Here is a 19,887-nt window from a genome sequence, read left to right on the forward strand (position 1 = left end):
TAGGCTAGGACACATAATGAACAAAACTTTTTTCACTCCCGAAAACCTAGAAGCGATGCGCGCACTCAATGCGCGCATCGCACTCTTTCAACACAAAATCCTCAAAGAAGCCATGGCGCTTGATACTCAGCTTCAAAAGCGCGTAGCAGATGAGAAAGACTGGCTGGTTGATTATGAAATGGAGGCGCATATTGCGTTTTATCTCAAAGCGTCTGACTCCGCCTATGACGAAGAGAGTGACAATCTGCTTGTCGTTCACAACGAATACCTCAAAGGCATCGCCGATGAGGATGTAGAAAGCGCGTGGCGGTGGAGTGGCAACCACAATGAGTTTTCTGCCTGGAAGCACCCCATGCGTGGAGAGCATCACTGTTGGTGGTTTCATCACCTGTACGACCACACGCACCTAGGGTGGGAGGATTTGTTGCGTATCGGGCGTATTTGGGGTGATTTACATGTGTATTATCAGTATGAAAACAAAGACACTAAAGCGACCATTTAAGAGAAACAAAGATTACATTTTATGGTTATGCTCACTATCCAACCCTTCCTTTTAATCCTCCTAACATCAACTTTTAGGTACAATCACCCCATTTTAGAACAACATATAAAGGACATACTATGGCCATTAAAGGGATTGAAACAAAAGAGGCGTTCGCCAAATTGGTGGAAAAAACAAAGGCCAAGTCTGGCTATAAAGACCCTATCGGTTTTGGAGTTGCCAGAGTCGATCGCGGACAACTTACCCCTTCAAAAATCCTTCAAGCAAGCTTTCCTGTGGTCAACTGGAATGAAAACTTTGGCAGTGCGGCTGTATTTGTCGCTGCACTTGACGAAGCGGGTATTGAGGTAGATTTTTCAGGTAGTGAGTTCGTGTGCGACGTAAAAAAGAAGTTTGTTAAAAATGCCATGGCGGCGTTTGAGCCATTTTTAGAAGAAGCCATGGGAGATGCGCATAAAAACGTACAAGTCATTCAGCACCTTGATTTCATTGCTCAAAACGAGGGTCTTGAAAAAGATTTCCGCTTGGTTTTCTTGTTTGAAGATGCGGCACCAAAAAGCGTAGAAGCGGTCTACCTCAAGCTCTATGCGCTCTCAACAGGTAAAGCGCCTTTGCGTTCTTTGAACCTAAGTGGCGCGTTTGGGGTACTTGAAAACGTCGCATGGTCCATGAATGTGCCCATCGAGCTTGCATGGTTGCGTGAAAATGAGATTGAAATGAAGCTCGATGGCACCTTCCCTGTGATTGAAGGAGTGGACAAATTCCCGCGCTTTTTACAACATGTCATTCCTGCAGACAACACGCGGATTTTAGACGCGAGCAAAGTTCGCATGGGCGCGCAACTGGCCGCAGGTACCACGGTGATGCCAGGAGCAAGCTATATTAACTTCAACGCAGGAACCACAGGCCCCGTGATGGTTGAGGGGCGCATTAGCTCTTCGGCGATTGTGGGTGCGGGAAGCGACGTGGGCGGCGGTGCTAGCATTTTGGGTGTTTTGAGCGGCACCAACGGTAATCCCGTTAGTATTGGCAAAAACACCTTGCTTGGCGCCAACTCTGTTACGGGTATTCCGCTGGGAGATGGGTGTATCGTGGATGCAGGTATCGCGATTTTAGAGGGTACAAAAGTGAGCATTTCATCAGCCCAAATGGAAAAAATCAAAGAAGTAAACCCCGAATTTGAGTATGTTTTGGGTGAAGAAACATATGTGTTTAAGGGATTAGATTTGGCAGGTTTTCACGGCCTTCACTTTCGTCAAGACAGCATCACAGGCGCTTTGAAGGTGTTTCGTTCTCAGCGCGAAGTTGTGCTAAACAGCGAACTTCACTAGCTTTACATGTAAGCGGTTTGACGCCGCTTACATTCGTTTTTTCATGAGGTTTTGATTGTACTTTACGGCCCAAAGGTTAGAGACTTTGTGGTAAGTTTGGTTAGCAACTTCCGTCTCTTTTAAAAGCCAGTTGCCGCAGGCTTCACATTTTGCGTTCATGGCCCTAAGTTCGTCAAAGTTCATTTTTTCTACTTCACTTGCACGTTGCTTGCATTGAGCGATGCTACATTTAAGAGTTTCAGCCACAAGAAACCTTTGTATTTAAGATTTTCCATTATAGCGCATTATTCATCAAAAAAGTGACGTTTTAATGTTCAAGAAGCCTTTGTGGAAGCTAGTTTGACGCAGTTTCTTCCTGCTTTTTTTGCTTGGTACAAAAGGGTGTCCGCCTTTTTGACAATAGCGGGGATGTCTTTTCCCCAAGAATGGTCACAAGCACCGATGCTAATGGTTAGCGAAACAGTGGTGCCGGATTTGGCGGGAGATTTTTTGGGCGCGCGGTCATTACCACGAATCTGAAACCCCTGATTGGCAATAGCTTCACGCACTTCTTCCAGATAAAGCTTACACTCCTTGACTTGCTTTCCTGCAAAGACAAGAGCAAACTCCTCTCCTCCATACCGAAAAGCTTTGCCGCCCCCCTTGACCCCTTTAAGTGTCGTGGCAACCTTTCGCAATACGTCATCACCCACATCGTGTCCATAGGTGTCATTAAAATTTTTAAAATGGTCAATGTCGGTCATAGCAATGGTAAAAGGAGGCGAAAGCCGTTCAAAATACTCTTCCATAGCCCGGCGCGAAGGAATGCCTGTGAGAGTGTCAATAAAAGCCATGCGGTACGCATCATTGCTGAGTGCTACCAAAAAAATAAGGCTCGCTCCACCCAAATACAGCGCAGGAAGCGACGAGGCACCAAGGGCGGGAAGCCCACCCACCACCAAGGCCCACGCAAGGGATTTTTCAGCTTGTTTGGATTCGAGCAAGCCATACAGTAGTAAAAAAACAACCCCAACCCCATAAAGCACCAAAGCAATCTGTGACAAAGGCTCAAAGGGTAAGGGGGTCTTGAAAATGGGTGTAGCAATGGTGATACCAAGGGTGTTGCTACGTGCTAGAAAGTATCCAACAAGGCATAAGGCTAAAGTGACGCCATAGCGCGGGAGGGAAGGTTTGCCAAAGACACCCTTTTCGCTCATGAGCCCAAGAAGCAAAAACGCCACAGGCAATAAAAGAAAAAAAGTTTGAATGGCTGCTTCTTTGGTAAGCCCCAAGGGTTCATAGAACAAGATTGCCCCTTGTCCACAAAACAGCAAAAACGACAAAAGCATAGGTTTTGCCCGTCCAAAGTGAAGGCTAAAAAAGAGGCTAAGTAGAGGCAATAGCATGGCCAGTACACTAAGTTGCCCCTCTAAAAGTCCATCAAACCAAAGAAAAAAAGGCTGGCCAAAAAAGAGCAAGAGGCATAATGAGAGTGCAAAAAGTGGCAAGGTCAACAAGGAAGGCATGGGGTCCTTTTGATTTTTGGCAAATTATAGCAAGAGAAGACGAAAGATTATGTTAAAATGCGCAAAAATTTAAACTGCTTGGTGCCTTCTTTTTTTCATAAAGATTTTTCATCTGTGGTATTTTCAAGACAAATAACACAAGACGTATACGGAGCAGTTGAGCAAAGGAAACAAATATGGTTAATGTACGCAATATCACCATGCGCTTTGGCGCACAGCTTTTGTTTGAGGACATTTCGCTCACCCTTGATGGGGGTAAACGTTACGGGCTCATTGGTGCCAATGGCGCAGGCAAAAGTACGTTTATGAAAATCTTGGCCCACCAACTTGAACCCTCTAGCGGGCATGTGAGCGTGGACAGTGGCTTGCGCGTGGGCGTGCTAAGCCAAAACCAATACGCGTACGAAGAGTTTTCCCTCAAAGATGCCGTGCTTTATGGCAACAAACGTCTCTTTGACGCACAAAAAGAGAAAGAAAAACTTTACGAAACGGGTGATTTTGAAGATGAAAAGGTCAACGACCGCTTAGCAGAGCTTGAGATTGTCTGCGCCGAAGAGGACCCGACCTATGAGAGCGATGTGCAAATTGAAAAAATCTTGGAATCCTTGGGCTTTCCTGCTTCTATTCACGAAGAGAAAATGAGCACCCTCACTGGCGCAGATAAATTCAAAATCCTCCTCGCCCAAGTGCTTTTCCCTCGCCCTGATGTATTGTTTTTGGACGAGCCTACCAATAACCTTGACCTAGAAGCCATCTCGTGGCTTGAAGAACAACTTAAGCGCCACGAGGGAACTTTGGTGGTCATCTCGCACGACCGCCACTTTTTAAATGCCGTGTGTACGCATATCTTAGACGTAGATTTTCGTAAAATCCGTGAGTTTTCAGGCACCTATGATGATTGGTACATCGCTTCGACATTGATTCAAAAACAGCAAGAAGCAGACCGCAGTAAAAAACTCAAAGAAAAAGAAGAGCTTGAAAACTTTATCCGCCGCTTCTCTGCTAACGCCTCCAAGGCAAAACAGGCCACAAGCCGCCAGAAACAACTAGAAAAGCTTGATGTTTCTGACCTCAAAGTTTCCACCAGACGCGATCCGAGCATCTTGTTCAAGCGCAACCGCGACATCGGCAACGAAATCCTAGAAGTGCGCAAGGTTGGCAAGGTTTACGGAGACCATAAAGTGTTTGAAAACCTAGAATTCAAAGTAGAAAAAGGCGATAAAATCGCCCTTATTGGGCCAAATGGCGCGGGAAAAACTACGTTGTGTCAGATTATTATGGACCAGATTAAGCCCGATGGCGGAGAGATTTTTTGGGGTGCGACGATGGAGCCGACCTATTTTCCACAAAATACCACCGAGCTTATCACAGGGGATTTGCCTCTGTTTGAGTGGTTGCAGCAGTTTGATAAAAAACAAGACCTCGATGAAATCCGCAAATGCCTTGGGCGGATGCTGTTTTCTGGCGAAGAGCAAAAAAAAGGCGTTTCAAACCTCAGTGGTGGAGAAAAACACCGCATCATGCTTTCTAAAATCATGCTTCAAAAAGGGAATTTTGTGCTGTTGGATGAGCCCAACAACCACCTTGACCTTGAGGCCATCATCGCTCTGGGTGAAGCCCTTTACCGCTTCGATGGAAACGTGCTGTGCGTGACCCATGACCGCGAACTCATCGACGCCTTTGCTAACCGCATTTTACGCATCGACGAGCACGGTGTGTTGGAGGATTTTAGAGGGGATTATGAGAGTTATCGGGAGTTTCACGGTCAGTAGACTCTTCATTGCCAAGGGAGTTCCAAGACTCCTCGGCGATGTGTTCTTTTTGTTCTTGTACCCACTCTTCGTCTTGTCTGGGGTCAAACTCAGGCAAGATGTCCCCTGAAGCAGAAGGCACAGGAACGTAGATACTGCGCTCTTCAAAGGGAACTTTGTCTCGCAAGAGAGTGTAGCCGCATAAGGCAAGAGAGACGCCACTAAAGAGTAAAAACATGCCCCCATTTCCCAAAAAATTCATACTCGCACCAATGAGCACAGGTGCCAAAAAAGAACCAATGCCATAGGTCATTAGTAGGGTGCGGCTGATTTCTACGGCACTTACTTCCACGTCGGTGGTGTCATTGGCGCGGGCAAGGCTTAGGGGGTAAATGGCAAAAATGGAAATACCCAATAAAAACGCCCCCAAGAAAAGCAACTGTCCATCAAATATCCACAATAAAAGCGAAGCCACTAGGCTCATGAATCCTACGCCCAAAATGGCTATTTTTCGTCCAAGGCGGTCAGAAATCCAGCCAATGGGCCACTGAGATAGCAAAGCACCCAACAGCGCAATACTCATAAACATCGAAATAGAGGCATTGGAAAGGCCCATGTTTTTGGCATAAACTGGCGCCATAGTGAAAAAACCACCCACTAAAATTCCTCCAGCAAAACTTGCCACGAGTGCGAGTTTTGCTATGCCATAAAGTTGCGGCACGCTCATGCGATCGACTTTGTGAAGATGTGGCTCTTGAATTTTTGTCATGGCAATAGGGATGAGCGAAAGAACAATAAACATAGAAGCCAACACAAAAAGCAATAAACCTGTCGCATCCTCCACTTGAAGCATAAGTTGCCCGCTTGAGGTGGCGAGGTAAAAAACAACCGTGTAGATAGAAAGCACTTTGCTGCGATCCCCGCTACCTGTTTTTTCGTTGATCCAGCTTTCAATGATGAGCAACATGCTGTAGAAAGAGTAGCCCGCAAGTGCACGAAAAAGTGCCCAAATCAGTGGGTTTTGGGTGAGAATGTGGCCCAAAGAAGCAAAGGTAAGAAGTGCGGCAAATACCCCGAAGCTACGAATATGCCCTACACTTGAAATGACTTTGAGCGCACTTAGCGAAGAGAGAATGGCGCCAAAGAAAAAGCTCGCATTCACAAGCCCTGTGACAAAATCAGAGTTGCCAAACTCTTGGAGTCGAATCCCCACAAGACTCATGAGCAACCCGTACCCAACGCACATCAGCGCAATGGCAAAAAACAGTGAAGAGATAGGAAAAACGATAGAGCGCATAAAGTGCCTTTTGGATGAATTGTGGGGATTGTAATAGGAATTTTAGAAAAAATCAACCTTTACATGTAAAGGTTGTTTAGCGCTTTTTTTAAAGTTACCACAAACCCCTCAATGGGAGGCAATTCCAAGACGCCTTCGCGCTGTTTGACGCCCCACATGGGTTCGGGAAAATAGGCATCTTCCTTAAAGCGTGCCATGACGTGAATGTGCAGATGGGGAAGGTAGTTGCCAAAAATGGCGATGTTGATTTTCTCAGGAGCATAATACGCTCGCAACACACGCTCGCAGGTTTCCATACATGTAAACAAGGCGGCCTTGGTTTGGGGGTCGCAATCGGTGAGTTCTTTGTAGGGATGCGCGCTAAAGATTTTAACCCACGGAATCTCGCTTTCGTGGAGTTCAACATAGTAGTGCTCGGCAGAAAAAAGTAGCGACATGGATGTCCTTGAAAATAAATGCAATACTAACCAAATTCGCCTTTCAGGCGCTAATGTGTAGAATACTTTTTCATAAAGGAGCACAGTGATGAGACGGTTTTGGGTGGTAGTGGTAGCAGTGGTCTTGGCAGGATGTTCGCGTGGGGATTATGTCAACATCGCCCAAGTGGCTCTTTCTAAAGACCCAAGCACCGCAGTGAAATCCTTGGCGCGCACCAAAAGCGTGCATTATGCCGCCAATCCCGAGCAACTTGTTCGAGATGTTAAAAATCTTGACTTAAATGTGCGCGATTTGTTCGTGGCCCTTTTTGGGCAAGTGGCCAAAGAGTGGGGCGAGGGCAATGTGGAAGAAAGTTCGCAAACCAAAACCGTCAAGTACCTCCAAGAGTTCCAAAGCCGGGTGCTAGTAGACTTTGACAAGGGCGAGGTGACGGTAGAAACAGTCACAAAAGAGGACCCCAAAGCCCACTTGCGCGAAGCCATTGTAATGGCGCTATTGATGCCCGAAGACCCCCGTCAAGTAGATTTGTTTGACACAAGAGCCATCGAAGTGGGGGCAACACCCTACTTGTATAACGAAGTGCTGGATGACCAAAGCAAACCCATCCGTTGGGAGTGGCGCGCCAAACGCTATGCCGATATTTTGCTCTCTCGTGAGCTTAAAACCCGCACCATTACCCGCAATAACGCCCGCTTACATGTAAACTATGTGACCATTCCGATGGTGAAAAACCACACTTCGGTGCGGGTAAGTAAATTTGCTCCTTTGGTTAAAACTTACGCGAGTCGCTACAACTTAAGTCCTGCCTTGGTGTATGCCATCATCCGCACAGAGAGTAACTTTAACCAGTATGCCATTAGCCGAAGCGGGGCGGTGGGGCTCATGCAAATCATGTCTCAAACCGCAGGTCGCGATGCCTACAAACACCTCACGGGTAAAGAGTGGGCGCCCACGCGAGAGTACTTGTACGATGCGAAAAACAACATTGAAATGGGCACGACTTATCTGCACATTTTGCGCACCCGCTACCTCACAGGCATTGACCATCCTTTGTCCCATGAATACACTGTGATTAGTGCGTACAATGGCGGAGCAGGAACGGTACTTAGGGCTTTTCACACTGATAGAGACCGCGCTAAGGCGCGCATCAATGCCACCGCGCCCTCAGGCGTATATAGAGTCTTGCGCGAAGAGGTGGCTTTTGAAGAGACCCGCGAATACTTGCGTAAAGTATTGGAATATAAAAAAGAATTTGTAGGATTGTAAGATGCGTATTGCGTTTGTAGCCTTTGACAGAATGAATATGTTGGATTTTTTTGGTGCTTATGACGCGCTCATGCGTCTTAAAACCTTGGGGTTTGTAGAAACCCTTACATGTAACACGTGTGCGCTCAAAGATGAGGTGCGCGACATCCACGGCCTCACGCTGAAGGCCGACACGGTGCAAAGTTCGCTGGATGGGTACGATGTGGTTGTTGTGCCTGGGGGCATCGGGACGCGCACATTGATGCGCGATGAGATTTTCTTGGCGTGGATAAAAAGTGCGCGGTTTGCGCCTCTTAAGGCAGGGGTGTGTACAGGGGCATTGCTTTTGGGTGCGGCAGGATTTTTAAAAGACAAACGCGCCACCACGCACAGCAACGCTTTTGATGTGTTGACGCCCTATTGCAAAGAAGTGGTTGAAAACGAACGCGTAGTGGATGCGGGCGAGGTGATTACCTCTAGGGGGGTGAGTGCGTCTATCGACCTAGGACTTCACCTGTGCGAACGGCTCGCAGGAGCTGGCGAAGCCGTGGCAAAGGGGATGGAATACCCCTTTACTCGACCGTAACACTTTTGGCGAGGTTGCGCGGCATGTCCACGTCGTTGCCAAGGCGCACCGCAACTTCAAGAGCCAAAAGCTGTGTGATGAGCATCATCTCGAAAAACTCACTCATAGGGTGGGCGTGGTCGCCCGTTTGAATAAAATCATCCGCCAAATCAAAAGGCTTAGGACTGATGGCTAAAATGGTCGCATCGCGGGCACTTAACTCTTCTACGTTACTTTTGGTTTTTTCATACAACAAGGTTTGAGGCATCAAGGCAATGGTAAAAAGACCGCTATCCGCCAGTGCGATGGGGCCGTGCTTCATCTCTCCCGCAGGATACCCCTCGGCGTGCATGTAGCTAATCTCTTTGAGTTTGAGCGCTCCTTCAAGGGCTAAAGGATAGAAAATATCCCGCCCGATAAAAAAGAACCCGTGTCCGTGCAAGTAGCGCTTGGAAAGGCGATGGATTTTTTCATGCAAGCCATCCTTTACATGTAAAGCATTGGGGGTGCGCAAGAGGGTGTGAATCTCAGAAGCAAGGGTTTGCTGGTCGATAGTTCCTTTAAGCGCCCCTATATGTAAAGCCACCATCCACAGCGTTGCTACTTGTGTAGCAAAGGCTTTGGTGCTGGCCACGCCTTTTTCAATCCCTGCGCGCGTTAACAGCGTCGCATCGGCTAGGCGAACGATGGAAGAGTTGTCTACGTTGCAAATAGCAAGGGTTTTAAGCCCTGCGGCTTTGGCGATTTTGAGCGCCTCTAGGGTGTCGGCGGTTTCACCGCTTTGGCTAATGACCACAAAGAGCGTGTCGGGTGTGAGCAGAGGTTCTTTGTAGCGAAATTCACTGGCGATTTCCACATTGGCGCGCACCTTGGCAAGGCGTTCAAAAAGGTAACTTGCCACCAGTCCAGAGTGGTAACTGGTGCCGCACGCGCAGATTTTGATGGTGTTGATACCCTCTAAAAGTTCAGGAGAGAGCTCATCTAGCACGATGGAATCTGCAGAAATTCTCCCCATAAGGGTTTCGCTGATGACTCTGGCTTGCTCGTAAATCTCTTTTTCCATAAAGAAGCGATACCCCTCTTTTTGGGCATAGGCCTTGTCTTGTGGCAAGGAGACAAACTGCAAAGGGCGAGCTTGGCGGTTTTTAAAAAGGGTGATTTCTTTGGGAGAGAGAGCGCCATACTCGCCATCTTCAAGATATACCGCTTCGGTGGCCAAGCCAATAAGAGGCGCGTCAGAAGAGCCAAAGAAAAGCTCCCCTTTAGGGTTTTTGGCAAGGATGAGAGGCACGGCATTTTTAGCATAAAAAATCGTCTCAGGCGCTAACGTGGTGATGAGTAAAATAGCATAAGCCCCATGCAACGCCTCGACGGTGGCTTCAAAGGCACTAAAGAGGTCAGCGTGCTTGGTGATGTTGGATTCAAACAGGTGGACGATGACTTCTGTGTCGGTTTGGCTTAGGAAATGAATCCCCTCTTTTTGCAACGCGTCTTTGATTTCGCGGTAATTTTCAATGATACCGTTGTGTACCACAAAGGCGTGTTGGCCCCAGTGGGGGTGGGCATTGATTTCGGTGGGTTTGCCGTGGGTGGCCCAGCGGGTATGCCCGATGCCAATCCCAAAGCCTTCTGAGGTGACGCAATCAGTTTTTAGAGCGAGGTTTTCAAGCTTGCCTGTGGCTTTGTAAGCAGAGATTTTACCTTGGGTTAAAAGGGCGATGCCCGCAGAGTCATAACCTCGGTATTCGAGCTCTTTAAGACCGTCTAGTAAGAGTGATTTTTTTTCGCGAGTTCCAATGTAGCCAACGATACCGCACATAAATTATCCTTCCTTTTTTGCACAAAGCAATGCGAGTATTTTTTCTTTATTGTCGCACAACTTGCCCTGTTTTTCAATTAAAAAGAGGTTGCGCGCGCGATGTTTGATGGTTTGAATTTTGGCACTTGAGATGTCTAGTCCAAACTCATCAAAGATGGAGATGATGTAAGCCATGAGTCCTTGTTGGTCCTTGGCTTTGAGGGAGAGTTGGGCATAGGTGTTGGAGTGGTCGCAGTCAAACGTGAGCTCATTTTTAAGAATAATAGGACGTTTAAGGGTTGCTTTTTTACTCATGTCAAAAGATTCATCAATGAGTTTGAAAATATATTCTGTGTCTTGAGCGGTTTCGTTAAACTCCATTTTAAAGTATTTTTTTCCATCAAAAAGTTTAAAAATCTCCATATGTGCAAGGTCAAGGTAGGCGACTTTACTTAAAAAATACCCCAAATTAAAAGGCCGCGAGCGCACCAAAGAGAGGCTAAGATGCTGGTGGTTTGAGATGTGCGCATCGTAATCTTTGGTCTCAAGTGCCCAAGAAGAGATAGAGACAATCTCTTGGGATTTGTGTTTGAGAAAGAAAAAAGTAGAAGGAATGCCAAGGATTTTGCGCTGTGTTGCTTTGGGTAAAGCAATAAAAGCAGGTGTTTTGGTAAGAATTTTCTCTCTTTTTCGGCGTCTTGAAGCCTCATCAATAAGTGTATCTTTTGAAAAAGCCTCCAGCGCTAAGTCAAACAGTTCACGCAAAAGCCTTGCTGTAAAAGTGGAGTAGGCCGTAGGACTCACCCCGTTGATGTCACAATAGGTTAAAATATAAAGAAGGCGTAATGCTTTTGGGTCGCCCAAAGTGGAAACAAAAGAGAGGATTACTTTTTCGCTGTAAATATCTTCGCGGTTGGCAACGTTGGACATGTGTGTGTGGTAGCGAATGAGTAAAACACCCATGGTAATACTCTCTTCTTTAAAGCCAAGTTTTTGTGCGTAAGGCCTAAATAATTTCGCGCCAATCTCGCTGTGGTCTCCTTTTCGTCCCTTGCCAAGGTCGTGGAATAAAACCACAAGACGCAATAAGGCCTTTCCATCTCCGCATAAATCATCAAATAACGCCTGAATAAAAGGGTCTTGAATGCGCTCTAGATGCCATAAGCATTTTAAAGAATGAATGTCTACAGGGTAGATGTGATAGCCATCAAACTGAGGAAGATTGATGGCATGGCGCATGGGCCTGATGAGGTGTTGAAGCAGGCTAGCTTTGTAGAGGGCATAAAGAAACTGGTTGAGGTGTTGGCGGTAGAAAAGACGCTTAAATAACCCATAGAGCACCGAAGGATTGTGAGGCTTTGACGGTGTTTGACGTAGGTAGTGGATGAAGCCAATATCAAACTGCAAAGGTACATCTTCAAGCGCCAGAAAAGTTTCTAAAACAGTTTTAAGAGAATCGGGTTTTTTATGAAAAGAAGCATACAATGTCCCCTCTGCCATGTAAAGCCCTTTTTTAAACCGTGCTTGTCGCAAGGGTGTAAAAGAGGAAGCATCGCAAAACAAAGGAGCGCTTAGGCGCTTGATGTAGATTTGGGTTGTGATTTTTAATGTCCACAGGCTTTCTAGGGTTTTTTTAGCAAGGCTCATTTGGGCGTTTTGGAGCCGTTTGTCCACAAACCCAAGTTTTTGGGCGACGTTGGGAATAAGTTCAAGGTTGAGGGTGTCTTGTTTTTTGCCCGCACACAAATGCAAGGCAGAGCGTAACCGAAACAAAAACTCTTGGGCCATGCGCAAATCCCTAAACTCCTCTTCGCTTAAAAACCGTGGCACTAAATCTTTGAGCTTGGTGACCCCATGTAAACACTGGGCAATCCAAAAGAGCGTGTTGGCATCCCGAAGACCTCCTACGCCTTGTTTGATGTTGGGTTCCATGGTGAGGGGGTATTGCTCGCCTCTGGCGCGGTACGCGGTGATTTTTTCTTCGATGTAGGCGCGCATTTCATGACGGCGAATGCGAAAAAGTTCTCGCTCGGTTTCCATCCACAAAAATTTTGACCCACATAAAAAACGTGATTCAAGCATGGCGGTTTTGATAGTTAAATCTTCCTTGCTAGCCTCTAGTAGCTCTTCTGCTTTGTGGGTGCGGTGTCCTAGTTTCATGCCTGCATCCCATGCAAGGTAGAGCATGGCGGTGATGATGGGTTCGATGTTGTAGCCCTTGACCTCCTTGTAGACAATCATCAAATCAATATCCGAATAGACACACAACTCTTCACGACCGTAGCTTCCCATGGCCACAAGAGTAATGGGAATGGTGTTGTGCAGGGGCATGTAATTGCCAAAAAATTGGCGCAAGGTGACTTTGTAGATAACCTTCATGAAAGCATCAATGGACTTGGTGTGTTTGACTAAAAAATCCTTGCCCTGAGTTTGTTCAAAAAGAGCGTCCAAGGAGCCAAGATAGGTCTTGATATGGTGCTTGATGAGTTTAGAGATTTCAAAATCACTCGCACCTTGGTCAATGAGTGTTTCGATGTGGTGTTCGAGTTCCATAGCACATTCCTTGGGTCAAATCATCTTAGAATGATACAATAATCACCTACCTTTAAGGGTGCTAGTTTATAATCACTCCACTACAATTTCAAAGGATGGGCATGAGAGAAAAGGCATATACGCAACGATTTCCTGATAGTAAAGGGTATTTTGGCAAATTTGGCGGGGCATTTTTGCCGCCTCAACTTATTGAACAATTTGAAAAAATAGAACAAGCGTACTTAACCATCGGCAATTCCCATGATTTTATCATGAAACTTCGTGACATTCGCAAGCATTTTCAAGGACGCCCCACGCCGGTGTATTATGCTAAGCGTTTAACAGAGCACGTGGGTGGCGCGCGCATTTACCTCAAGCGTGAAGACTTAAACCACACAGGTGCCCACAAGCTCAACCACTGTATGGGCGAGGCACTTTTAGCGTCGTATCTGGGTAAGAAAAAGCTCATCGCCGAAACGGGTGCAGGACAGCATGGTGTGGCGCTAGCGACTGCGGCGGCCTATTTTGGGCTAGAGTGCGAGATTCATATGGGCGAAGTGGACATCGCCAAAGAGCACCCCAATGTCATTCGCATGCGCACCCTTGGCGCTAAAGTTGTGCCCGTTTCTTTTGGGCAACGCACCCTTAAAGAAGCGGTGGATTCGGCCTTTGAAGCGTACTTAAAGGACCCCGAAAACAGCATCTATGCTATCGGTTCAGTAGTAGGGCCACACCCCTTTCCACGTATGGTGCGGGATTTTCAAAGCGTGGTAGGCATTGAGGCTAGGGAGCAGTTTCAAGAAATGACGGGCAACTTGCCAGACAACCTCGTTGCGTGCGTGGGCGGGGGCAGTAACGCCATGGGCCTTTTTAGCGCGTTTATCGATGACCCGTGTGAGATTTACGCGGTGGAACCCATGGGAAGAGGCGCGAAGCTGGGCGAACATGCGGCAAGCTTGACCTACGGCAGCGAAGGCGTGTTGCACGGGTTTAATTCCATCATGCTTAAAGACGATGCGGGTGAGCCTGCGGCGGTGTATTCGATTGCCAGTGGGTTGGATTATCCTTCGGTGGGGCCAGAACATGCCTACCTAAGCTCCATCGGGCGCACCAAGATTGCCACGGCTAATGATGAAGAGACCATTCGTGCTTTTTACATGCTTTCACGGTTTGAGGGCATCATTCCCGCCCTTGAGAGTGCCCATGCGGTGGCTTTTGCCATGAGGCTAGCCAAAGAAAAACCCTTTGAGTCTATCTTGGTAAACTTGAGTGGGCGTGGCGATAAAGACATCGATTTTGTCACCGAAAACTACCCGCCAGAAGCTTACATGTAAAGGTATGCAGGGTTAAGTGTTTTTGCTTAACCCTGTTTTTCTAAGAGCGGCATAATTTCTTTTTGGGTACACTATCCTTTTTCACCACAGGGATAACCATGACACACCTTTTGGATGCGCTTGAATCAGGCCGTAGGCTAAGCCAAAGCGAGGGCGAAGCGCTGTATGATTTGGATCTTTTTACCTTAGGTCACTACGCTAACCGCGCCAGACGCGCGCGCTTTGGAAATCAGGTTTTTTTCAACATCAACCGCCACATCAACCCCACCAACATTTGCGCCGATGTGTGCAAATTTTGTGCCTTTAGCGCGAACCGCAAAAACCCCAACCCTTACACCATGACCCACGAAGAAATCCTGAGTGCCGTAGAGGGCTCGGTTGCCAATGGCGCCAAAGAAGTCCACATCGTCTCTGCGCACCATCCTGATGCAGGACTTGCATGGTACATGGATATTTTCAAAAAAATCAAACAAACATTTCCTTCTTTACATGTAAAGGCTATGACCGCCGCAGAAGTCGATTATTTGGCGCGAACCTATGGGCTTAGCTACGACGCGTTGCTGGATATTATGCTAGAAAATGGTGTGGATTCCATGCCTGGAGGTGGCGCAGAAGTCTTTGACGAAGAGGTGCGCGCGCGTATTTGTAAGGGAAAAGTCAGCTCTCAGGGATGGCTAGAAATCCATCAAAAATGGCACGAACGGGGCCGCATGTCTAACGCCACCATGCTTTTTGGACACGTAGAAACCAGGGCACACCGCATCGACCACATGGTGCGGTTGCGGGAACTTCAGGACAAAACGGGCGGTTTTAACGCATTTATCCCCCTTGTCTACCAGCGAGGCAACAACTACCTCAATGTCACCGAATTTTTAGGTTCTCAAGAGATTTTAAAAACCATGGCCATTAGCCGTTTGATGTTGGATAATTTGCCGCACATTAAAGCCTATTGGGTCACTTCTACTATCAACCTTGCCCTTGTCGCTCAAGAATTCGGTGCGGACGATTTGGACGGCACTATCGAAAAAGAGTCTATTCAATCCGCCGCTGGAGCCGCAAGTGCCTCAGGAATGCGCCTGAAAGACTTTGTGGATCTTATCCATACCAGCGGGTTTGTGCCTGTTGAGCGCGACAGTCTTTATAATGAAATCAAACGTTACATGTAAAAATCAAAACACATCAAGGAGTCCGCGTGGATTTTTTTAAGTTACAAAGCCATGGCACTACCGTCAAAACGGAAGCAATGGCAGGGTTTACCACTTTTTTGACGATGCTCTACATCGTCCCAGTCAATGCCATCATTATGAGTAATGCAGGCATGCCCATGGATGCGCTCATCACTGCAACAGCGCTCATCACTATTTTTGCCACTATTCTTAATGGTGTTTGGGCTAATACACCCATCGCCATGAGTGTGGGCATGGGGCTCAATGCGTACTTCACTTTTGGTTTGGTGTTAGGCATGCAAATCCCGTGGCAAACGGCACTTGGGGTTGTCTTTCTCTCAGGTATTATTTTTCTCGCCCTTTCTTTGACGCGCTTTCGGGTGTGGATTATGGAGAGTGTGCCTAAAGACTTGCGCCGCGCTATTAGTGCGGGGATTGGCGCGTTCATCGCATTTATTGGCTTAAAACAGATGGGTATGGTGGTTGCAAATCCTGCGGTGATTGTAGGCCTTGGCGATTTTAAAGACCCCAATGTCCTTTTAGGTGTCTTGGGCCTCGTGCTTATTTTTGCTTTTTACGCATGGAAAGTAAAAGGTGCCTTTATCATTGCTGTGCTTGTTGCTTCCGTAGTAGCATGGGTGAGCGGACTTGCGGCGTATCCTACAGAGGTGTTTTCTATGCCCGCTTCCATCGCGCCGATTATGTTTGAACTTGATATCCTCTCAGCCCTTAGTCTCGCGCTTTTGCCTGTGATTATCACCTTTTTGATTACGGATATGTTTGATTCCCTTGGTACCCTTGCGGGTGTGGGGTACCGCGCAGGGATTTTTAAAGAAGATGGTAAAGAGTTGCAAAAAACCCTCGAAGCAGACGCGGGTGCTACGGTGGTAGGGACTTTGCTTGGGGTTTCTACGACGACGAGCTTTATTGAAAGTGCGAGTGGAGTAGAAGAGGGCGGTCGCACGGGCTTGACAGCGGTGTTTACGGGCCTGTTTTTTATTTTTACTCTCTTTATGCTACCGTTGTTTAAAGCTATCCCGCCCAATGCCATTTACCCCGTGCTTGTGATGGTTGGGGTGCTCATGTTTAGTGAGCTTGCCAACATCGACTTTAAAGACCTTGCCACCTCGTGCGCAACCTTTTTAATTGTCATCATGATGCCTTTGACTTTTTCTATTACCAATGGCTTGGCGTTCGGGTTTATCTCTTTTGTGCTTATTAAACTCATTCAGCGAGAGTATTCGGTGATTAATCCGGGCATCATCACGTTAGCACTCATCAGTGTGCTCGCCTTTTTATTTCATTAAGAACTAAGGAACCCTTGTGCAATTTTACAGTTACGAAGAATTTTGTGTCGATGTGAATGTGTTGGCAAAAGAGGTGAAAGCCTCTTTTGCGCCTGAGGCGATTGTGGCTATTGCTAGAGGTGGGATGACGTTGGGGCATTTTTTGGCTGAAGCTTTGGAGATGCGCGATTTGTACGCGATTAACTCGATCCACTATGAAGAGACCCGAAAACTTGACACCATTGAGGTGTTCAATGTCCCCAATCTTTCCAAGGTCACGCGGGTGCTTGTGGTAGATGATATCATCGACAGCGGTGAGACGATGATTGAGATTAAGCGGGTTTTGCTTGAAAAATACCCCCATATAGAGCTCAAAGTTGCCGCTGTTTTTTACAAGGAAAAAGCTTTGCTTCGACCTGATTTTGCAGCACGCGAAGCGACGCAGTGGATTAAGTTTTTCTGGGATTTTGAAATCGACGGCGGAGCCTAAAGATAGGGTGCTTTGCACATGTTGATTACTGCTTGTTTTGCCTCTTGGCGCGCTTGGCTTAAAATGGCTTGTTTTTAGACTACGCCAAGGAGTGAAAAAAGGTATAATGCAGTAAGTTTGAACCCAAAGGAACACCAAGTATGGTTTTAATGATTGATAACTATGACAGCTTCACTTACAACATTGTGCAGTATTGCCTAGAGCTCGGTGCAACACTGAAAGTGATTCGCAACGATGAGCTAACGTTGCAAGAGATAGAAGCGCTAAATCCTGAAAAAATCATCATCTCTCCCGGTCCAGCCACACCCAACGAAGCAGGAGTGAGTTTGGATGTAATTAAACATTTTGCGGGAAAAGTACCCATTCTTGGGATTTGTTTGGGGCACCAGGCCATCGCACAAGCCTTTGGCGGTGAAGTGATTCGCGCCAAAAATATGATGCATGGCAAAACGTCGCGGATAAAGCAACATGCCCCTACGTGTTTGTTTGAAGGCATCCCTGAAGCTTTTATTACTACACGCTATCACTCTTTAGTGGTTAATCAAGAGAACTTACCTGAATGCATCACGCCAACGGCATACAGTGCAGATGATGGCGAAATCATGGCGCTTGAAGTCAAAGGGATGCCAGTCTATGGCGTGCAATTTCACCCCGAGTCTATTTTGAGCGAACATGGTTATGATATTCTGAGGAATTTTTTAAAGCAATGAGTGAAACACGGGCTCTCGGGCTCCTTTTTGGAATACATACTCTGTTTTTACTTTATGGTATTAGTCAACTCTCTATTAGTTACCACGAAGCAGTGGTTTTTTTTCAGACTGAGGGAGTGTTGCACCATCTTGTGCGCTTTTCTTCTGCACTTTTTGGGCAAAACGACTGGGCATTGCGGCTCCCTTTTGTGTTTATTCATCTTCTCTCCACTCTTTTGCTCTACAAGATAGCCAAGCCACTTTTAAAGCGAAAAATCGACCGACTTTTTAGCGTGCTTATTTACCTTATGCTCCCTGGCATTAGTGCGGCAGCATTGTTGGTCAATGAGGCATCTTTGACTATTTTGCTCACCCTTTTGTTTGTCTGGCTTCACCAAAACAACTACCGCATAGTTTCACTGGTTGTGCTTTGCTTGTCTTTGGCGGTCGATAACTCTTTTGCTATTTTTTATCTTGCACTCTTTTTCTATGGGATAGCAGTAAAAGACCGTTCGCTGTTTGTGATTGCTTTGATTTTATTTGGACTTTCTATGTCTTTTTACGGTTTTGATACAGGCGGAAAACCTAAAGGATACTTTTTAGACACCTTTGGGGTTTATGCAGCGGCGTTTTCACCGCTCTTTTTTTTGTATTACATGTATGCAATTTACCGTATTGCCATTAAAGAGAAAAAAGAGATACTCTGGTACATTACTTTTGTAGCCTTTGCGTTTTCATTTTTGCTCTCCTTGCGTCAGCAGTTGATGTTGGAAGATTTTATTCCCTTTGCTGTGATTGCCGTGCCTTTAGTGGTGCGCGTTTTTTTCAATAGCTTCAGAGTGCGCCTACCAAGACACCGGTGCTGGCATGCCTCCTTGGCAATGGTTGTCATGTTTGCGCTGAGTATCAACTTTGTTATGACTATTTTTAATAAGCCACTCTATCACCTTGTGAAAGAATCAGATAAACATTTTGTTTACAATTACCACGTTGCTAAAGAATTGGCACAATGGCTCCATGACGAAAGTATTGATGCTGTTGATGCCAATGATGCAAAACTTCAACTCAGGCTTCAGTTTTATGGTGTTCAAAGCAGCAAAACACTGCTGCTACAAGAAGTCGCCAATAGTGAAAAAACAAATCAAAATGATTTTTTGCTCAGTTATGCTGGAAAAAAAATAGCGCATTATCGCATTTTCCCTAAAAATCCCGACAGGGCTATCCCGTGAAAAAGCTACCAAGAACCCCTGCCTTTACCATGCTAGAGTTAGTGTTTGTGATTGTTGTGATCGGCATCATCTCCGTTGTCGCTCTTCCGCGGATGAGCGACAACAACCTTCGCACAGCTGCTGATCAAGTGGTGAGTCACATCCGCTATACGCAGCATTTAGCCATGCAAGACGATAAGTTTGACCCTGGTGATCTGGAGTGGTTTAAAGGGAGTTGGACAATCCGATTTTATGAAAACCTTTCCTTCACCAATACAGCTTGTCCTAAGGATAGAGATAAAGACGAGAAGGAATTTGAGGGCGTATGGGCATACGTTATTTTTTCTGACAAACCCAGTTATACGAGAAATCCAAATTTGACCGAAATGGCAAGAAATCCAGAAAATCCAAGCCAATTTTTGTCTGGTGGGTATAATAACACCCTGTGTGTTGATAACAGTGATAATGGTGTGAATGCTCAGTCTATGCCTCAACTCAGACTTCGCGAAGAGTATGGTATTACAAGTATAATCTTTAGTGGAGGCTGTCGATCCAATATTCAATATATTAGTTTTGACTCCTTGGGAAGACCCTCGAATTCCTTTGCTAACACACTTCCTTATGAGCTTGCTTCGCCAGGTTGGCATAAGCTTTTGACCCAACAATGCCGAATAATCCTTAGTAATGAAACAGACTCCATTACCATTGCCATTGAGCCAGAAACAGGTTTTGTTCATATTCTTTGATTTC

The 19,887-nt window shown here is 46.4% G+C and carries 18 protein-coding genes; 12 read left to right on the forward strand and 6 right to left on the reverse strand.

Features of this window, described 5'->3' with window-relative positions; translation table 11 throughout:
* Positions 1–16 precede the first annotated feature (16 nt).
* Complete coding sequence (locus tag JWV37_RS09610; RefSeq protein ID WP_205459583.1) at positions 17–502, forward strand: hypothetical protein; 486 nt, start codon at positions 17–19, stop codon at positions 500–502.
* Positions 503–621: 119 nt separating this feature from the next.
* Complete coding sequence (locus tag JWV37_RS09615; protein ID WP_205459584.1) at positions 622–1,833, forward strand: tetrahydrodipicolinate N-succinyltransferase N-terminal domain-containing protein; 1,212 nt, start codon at positions 622–624, stop codon at positions 1,831–1,833.
* Between the two features lie 27 nt (positions 1,834–1,860).
* Here JWV37_RS09615 and JWV37_RS09620 read toward each other — a convergent pair whose 3' ends face one another.
* The gene (locus JWV37_RS09620) at positions 1,861–2,079 is read right to left on the reverse strand and encodes a hypothetical protein (protein WP_205459585.1); all 219 of its coding nucleotides are present in this window, start codon (positions 2,077–2,079) and stop codon (positions 1,861–1,863) included.
* Between the two features lie 68 nt (positions 2,080–2,147).
* Positions 2,148–3,338, reverse strand: coding sequence for a GGDEF domain-containing protein (locus JWV37_RS09625; protein WP_205459586.1), 1,191 nt, complete (start codon positions 3,336–3,338; stop codon positions 2,148–2,150).
* Between the two features lie 176 nt (positions 3,339–3,514).
* On the opposite strand from JWV37_RS09625, the gene JWV37_RS09630 reads away from it, so the two are divergent.
* Positions 3,515–5,110, forward strand: a complete 1,596-nt coding sequence (locus JWV37_RS09630; RefSeq protein WP_205459587.1) for an ABC-F family ATP-binding cassette domain-containing protein — start codon at positions 3,515–3,517, stop codon at positions 5,108–5,110.
* On the opposite strand, the gene JWV37_RS09635 is transcribed toward JWV37_RS09630, so the two are convergent.
* Both JWV37_RS09635 and JWV37_RS09640 read right to left on the reverse strand, forming a co-directional pair.
* The gene (locus tag JWV37_RS09635) at positions 5,067–6,386 is read right to left on the reverse strand and encodes an MFS transporter (RefSeq protein ID WP_205459588.1); all 1,320 of its coding nucleotides are present in this window, start codon (positions 6,384–6,386) and stop codon (positions 5,067–5,069) included. The two genes, JWV37_RS09630 and JWV37_RS09635, sit on opposite strands and share 44 nt — an antisense overlap.
* 59 nt (positions 6,387–6,445) lie before the next feature.
* Positions 6,446–6,823: an HIT family protein gene (locus JWV37_RS09640; protein ID WP_205459589.1), complete on the reverse strand. Its 378-nt coding sequence runs from the start codon at positions 6,821–6,823 to the stop codon at positions 6,446–6,448.
* 88 nt (positions 6,824–6,911) lie between these two features.
* Here JWV37_RS09640 and JWV37_RS09645 point away from each other — a divergent pair, with 88 nt between their 5' ends.
* Both JWV37_RS09645 and JWV37_RS09650 read left to right on the forward strand, forming a co-directional pair.
* Positions 6,912–8,090: a murein transglycosylase domain-containing protein gene (locus JWV37_RS09645; RefSeq protein WP_205459590.1), complete on the forward strand. Its 1,179-nt coding sequence runs from the start codon at positions 6,912–6,914 to the stop codon at positions 8,088–8,090.
* 1 nt (position 8,091) lies between these two features.
* The gene (locus JWV37_RS09650) at positions 8,092–8,655 is read left to right on the forward strand and encodes a DJ-1/PfpI family protein (RefSeq protein ID WP_205459591.1); all 564 of its coding nucleotides are present in this window, start codon (positions 8,092–8,094) and stop codon (positions 8,653–8,655) included.
* On the opposite strand, the gene glmS is transcribed toward JWV37_RS09650, so the two are convergent.
* Both glmS and JWV37_RS09660 read right to left on the reverse strand, forming a co-directional pair.
* Positions 8,642–10,453: a glutamine--fructose-6-phosphate transaminase (isomerizing) gene (gene glmS / locus JWV37_RS09655; protein ID WP_205459592.1), complete on the reverse strand. Its 1,812-nt coding sequence runs from the start codon at positions 10,451–10,453 to the stop codon at positions 8,642–8,644. The genes JWV37_RS09650 and glmS overlap by 14 nt on opposite strands.
* A 3-nt stretch (positions 10,454–10,456) precedes the next feature.
* Entirely contained in the window at positions 10,457–12,985 is a 2,529-nt protein-coding gene (locus JWV37_RS09660) for a [protein-PII] uridylyltransferase family protein (RefSeq protein WP_205459593.1), read from the reverse strand.
* A gap of 101 nt (positions 12,986–13,086) precedes the next feature.
* Between JWV37_RS09660 and trpB the strand changes: the two genes are divergently transcribed.
* The 7 genes from trpB to JWV37_RS09695 all read left to right on the forward strand — a co-directional run bounded on the left by trpB (position 13,087) and on the right by JWV37_RS09695 (position 19,883).
* Entirely contained in the window at positions 13,087–14,298 is a 1,212-nt protein-coding gene (gene trpB, locus JWV37_RS09665) for a tryptophan synthase subunit beta (protein ID WP_205459594.1), read from the forward strand.
* Between the two features lie 98 nt (positions 14,299–14,396).
* Positions 14,397–15,464 (forward strand): aminofutalosine synthase MqnE, encoded by a 1,068-nt coding sequence (mqnE, locus tag JWV37_RS09670; RefSeq protein WP_205459595.1) that lies wholly within the window; start codon positions 14,397–14,399, stop codon positions 15,462–15,464.
* 26 nt (positions 15,465–15,490) lie between these two features.
* Positions 15,491–16,771, forward strand: coding sequence for an NCS2 family permease (locus JWV37_RS09675; RefSeq protein WP_205459596.1), 1,281 nt, complete (start codon positions 15,491–15,493; stop codon positions 16,769–16,771).
* Positions 16,772–16,787: 16 nt separating this feature from the next.
* A complete protein-coding gene (locus JWV37_RS09680; protein ID WP_205459597.1) occupies positions 16,788–17,240 on the forward strand; it encodes a phosphoribosyltransferase in 453 nt (150 codons plus the stop codon).
* A 140-nt stretch (positions 17,241–17,380) separates the two neighbouring features.
* A complete protein-coding gene (locus JWV37_RS09685) occupies positions 17,381–17,950 on the forward strand; it encodes an aminodeoxychorismate/anthranilate synthase component II (RefSeq protein WP_205459598.1) in 570 nt (189 codons plus the stop codon).
* The gene (locus tag JWV37_RS09690; protein ID WP_205459599.1) at positions 17,947–19,158 is read left to right on the forward strand and encodes a glycosyltransferase family 39 protein; all 1,212 of its coding nucleotides are present in this window, start codon (positions 17,947–17,949) and stop codon (positions 19,156–19,158) included. Before JWV37_RS09685 ends, JWV37_RS09690 begins: the two co-directional genes overlap by 4 nt.
* Positions 19,155–19,883 (forward strand): prepilin-type N-terminal cleavage/methylation domain-containing protein, encoded by a 729-nt coding sequence (locus JWV37_RS09695; RefSeq protein WP_369407675.1) that lies wholly within the window; start codon positions 19,155–19,157, stop codon positions 19,881–19,883. Before JWV37_RS09690 ends, JWV37_RS09695 begins: the two co-directional genes overlap by 4 nt.
* The last annotated feature ends 4 nt before the right edge of the window (positions 19,884–19,887 follow it).

Origin of the sequence: Sulfurospirillum tamanense, assembly GCF_016937535.1 — a bacterium.
Classification (GTDB): domain Bacteria; phylum Campylobacterota; class Campylobacteria; order Campylobacterales; family Campylobacteraceae; genus Sulfurospirillum_B; species Sulfurospirillum_B tamanense.

What these genes read in the sequence shown, in the direction of transcription:
- JWV37_RS09610 (WP_205459583.1), top strand. Translation starts at nt 17, where the DNA reads ATGAACAAAACTTTTTTCACTCCCGAAAACCTAGAAGCGATGCGCGCA.
- JWV37_RS09615 (WP_205459584.1), top strand. Translation starts at nt 622, where the DNA reads ATGGCCATTAAAGGGATTGAAACAAAAGAGGCGTTCGCCAAATTGGTG.
- JWV37_RS09625 (WP_205459586.1), bottom strand. Translation starts at nt 3,338, where the DNA reads ATGCCTTCCTTGTTGACCTTGCCACTTTTTGCACTCTCATTATGCCTC.
- JWV37_RS09630 (WP_205459587.1), top strand. Translation starts at nt 3,515, where the DNA reads ATGGTTAATGTACGCAATATCACCATGCGCTTTGGCGCACAGCTTTTG.
- JWV37_RS09635 (WP_205459588.1), bottom strand. Translation starts at nt 6,386, where the DNA reads ATGCGCTCTATCGTTTTTCCTATCTCTTCACTGTTTTTTGCCATTGCG.
- JWV37_RS09640 (WP_205459589.1), bottom strand. Translation starts at nt 6,823, where the DNA reads ATGTCGCTACTTTTTTCTGCCGAGCACTACTATGTTGAACTCCACGAA.
- JWV37_RS09645 (WP_205459590.1), top strand. Translation starts at nt 6,912, where the DNA reads ATGAGACGGTTTTGGGTGGTAGTGGTAGCAGTGGTCTTGGCAGGATGT.
- JWV37_RS09650 (WP_205459591.1), top strand. Translation starts at nt 8,092, where the DNA reads ATGCGTATTGCGTTTGTAGCCTTTGACAGAATGAATATGTTGGATTTT.
- glmS (WP_205459592.1), bottom strand. Translation starts at nt 10,453, where the DNA reads ATGTGCGGTATCGTTGGCTACATTGGAACTCGCGAAAAAAAATCACTC.
- JWV37_RS09660 (WP_205459593.1), bottom strand. Translation starts at nt 12,985, where the DNA reads ATGGAACTCGAACACCACATCGAAACACTCATTGACCAAGGTGCGAGT.
- trpB (WP_205459594.1), top strand. Translation starts at nt 13,087, where the DNA reads ATGAGAGAAAAGGCATATACGCAACGATTTCCTGATAGTAAAGGGTAT.
- mqnE (WP_205459595.1), top strand. Translation starts at nt 14,397, where the DNA reads ATGACACACCTTTTGGATGCGCTTGAATCAGGCCGTAGGCTAAGCCAA.
- JWV37_RS09685 (WP_205459598.1), top strand. Translation starts at nt 17,381, where the DNA reads ATGGTTTTAATGATTGATAACTATGACAGCTTCACTTACAACATTGTG.
- JWV37_RS09690 (WP_205459599.1), top strand. Translation starts at nt 17,947, where the DNA reads ATGAGTGAAACACGGGCTCTCGGGCTCCTTTTTGGAATACATACTCTG.